Raw genomic sequence first — 2,248 nt, 5'->3', positions numbered from 1 at the left:
TTGCTTCTGAGCATCGATAGCTTTGTTGATGGCATCGACTTGTGAAGCGTAGTCAGAAGCCGTAGATTTTTCCCAGTTGGCGATTCCTGACTTATCGCTTGCTTGGAACGTTGAAGTCTTGGTTTCGTCTTGCTTGACCGACAAACCTGGTGTGTTTTGGGCCTTCTTAACTGCCTCATCTAAGGCGGTATGATCGCCATTGGCACCGTTGTACTTGTTAATGGTCTGTTGCTGTTCCGTGGCTTCATTCAGCTTGGCCGCCTGGCTGGCGTAGTCGCTTTCGATCTGAGCCTTGGCTGAGTCAACTTCGCTTGGTGCAACGGTTGAGGAAGTAGTTGGCTTTTGCGTTGGGTTCAGTCCAACCTGCTTGGCCGCTTCAACAGCTTGATCCAAGGCTGATGAGTCAACATTGACCGGCTGAGTGATCGTCCCAGCTTGTGAAGCGGTATTGGCGCTGGCGGCTGAAGCCGCAGTGGTCTGCGTAACGGCGTTCCCACCTGTAGTTGCTTGTGCCTGACCGCCATCAGAGCTGGTATCTGAAGTCGTATCAGCGTGTGCCGTGGTCTGCGTCCCCAGAACGAAACCACTGAACATCAGAGTCGTAATCCCGGCCGTAACCAGCTTCTTGCCGTCTTTATACATCTTATAGTGCATTTCGGCTTCGACTGGTTGCGACGTCTTTTTCTCAAGATTAATCATGCGATTCTCTCCTTTATTAAATGATATATGGAGAAGTATGCTCATTTAGGTGATTAATACAAGTTTCGCCACATCGACCAAATGCCCGTGTAGCAACGTTTCTAAAAAATCACCAAAATTTTTTTATTTTGAGAGGAATTATCTATGACCCGATACAGCACCAAACTTTTCTATAAGTATTACAAGCAATGGATTGCCCTGTATAAAGAGAATGCTATTCGACCGATCACCTTAGACAAGTATTACCTGGCGCAACGCAAACTTCGCGAGTTAGCCCCCGACCTGCATCTGAACCAACTCAACCGGCGGACGTACCAGGATCTGATCAATCGCTATGCTGAAACGCATGAACGCAAAACCGTCCTGGATTTTCATCATCATTTGCGAGCCAGTCTAGTGGACGCTGTTGATGATGGTCTCCTAGAAAAAGACCCAACCCGACGAATTATCATCAAAGGAATCGCCAAGAAGCAACGTAAGAAGACCAAGTACCTAAGCATGTACGAACTCCAAACTCTTTTAAAACATCTTAATTTAGGTCCAGAGCTAAACTGGGACTGGTTTATCCTATTGGTGGCCAAGACCGGCTTGCGTTATGCCGAGGCATTGGGACTAACGCCTGAGGACTTTAATTTTGAGACGCAGGAGCTGACGATCAACAAATCTTGGGACTATAAGAGTAGGCATGGCAAGTTTCAGCCGACTAAAAACAAGTCATCGAATCGAACCGTCATGCTGGACTGGAAAACTATGAACCAGTTTCGGCAACTGATTAAGGATAAGCAACCACATCAGCCTATTTTTGTTTCCAAGGGTAAACGAGTCTATAACTCAACGATCAATAATATCTTGAACCGCTACTGCAAGGCTTGTGGAATCCCCGTAATCTCAATCCACGGTCTGCGTCATACGCACGCTTCATTACTCTTATATGAGGGCGTTTCAATCGCCAGTGTTGCCAAATGGCTTGGCCACGCCAACACTACCACGACTCAGCAGACTTATATTCATATCATTCAAGAGCTGGAGAACAAAGACACGGATAAGGTCTTACAGCACCTCTCCAAGCTGGCATAAGACTATACAAAAAGGACACTGTACGCGAATCTGCACAGTGCCCTTTTCTATTACCTATCATGTATCTCTGCAACGATACACTGCATCAACAACTAGTGGTGTGATTGATTTTACAAATCTTTTTGTTTGCCATTCGGCTAATGGCGTAGCTGCAACTACGCTAGGATCGTAACCCTAAAGCCCTATAGATTATCCAACCATTTATCTAAATCGTCAATATTACCGATCGTCTCTACCTGACCATTCTCAAATTCAGTCTTACCCTGTAATGCGGCTTGGCTTTCGTAGAAATCTATTTTGCCGTCTTTTTCGTGGTTCCTGCTCTTTTGATTAACCATAATTTCTGGGTTTACCCTATTAGAATTCACTATGTTTTCCCTTCTTTTTCATCAATTGCTAGTATCTGGATCTTTATCAAAGGTTATTATACCGCTAATTTTCCCTGCCATTTGAAGCTACGTTGTAGTGATAG

At 45.2% G+C, this 2,248-nt stretch carries 3 protein-coding genes; 1 reads left to right on the top strand and 2 read right to left on the bottom strand.

The genetic code is table 11. The annotated features are described in order from the left end of the window. Positions 1 to 699: KxYKxGKxW signal peptide domain-containing protein (locus FC47_RS10085; RefSeq protein ID WP_162258427.1), on the bottom strand; the 699-nt coding region annotated here is incomplete at its 3' end. Positions 700 to 843: 144 nt separating this feature from the next. On the opposite strand from FC47_RS10085, the gene FC47_RS10080 reads away from it, so the two are divergent. Beyond that, positions 844 to 1,776: a tyrosine-type recombinase/integrase gene (locus FC47_RS10080; protein ID WP_056968811.1), complete on the top strand. Its 933-nt coding sequence runs from the start codon at positions 844 to 846 to the stop codon at positions 1,774 to 1,776. A gap of 182 nt (positions 1,777 to 1,958) precedes the next feature. On the opposite strand, the gene FC47_RS10075 is transcribed toward FC47_RS10080, so the two are convergent. Next, positions 1,959 to 2,144 (bottom strand): hypothetical protein, encoded by a 186-nt coding sequence (locus tag FC47_RS10075; RefSeq protein WP_056968810.1) that lies wholly within the window; start codon positions 2,142 to 2,144, stop codon positions 1,959 to 1,961. Between the last annotated feature and the right edge of the window lie 104 nt (positions 2,145 to 2,248).

The sequence above is a fragment of the Limosilactobacillus mucosae DSM 13345 genome, assembly GCF_001436025.1.
GTDB classification, from domain to species: domain Bacteria; phylum Bacillota; class Bacilli; order Lactobacillales; family Lactobacillaceae; genus Limosilactobacillus; species Limosilactobacillus mucosae.
This window is presented reverse-complemented; position numbering and strand designations above follow the sequence as displayed.

Excerpts from the sequence above, each read along its gene's own strand:
- FC47_RS10080 (WP_056968811.1), top strand. The coding sequence starts at position 844 with ATGACCCGATACAGCACCAAACTTTTCTATAAGTATTACAAGCAATGG.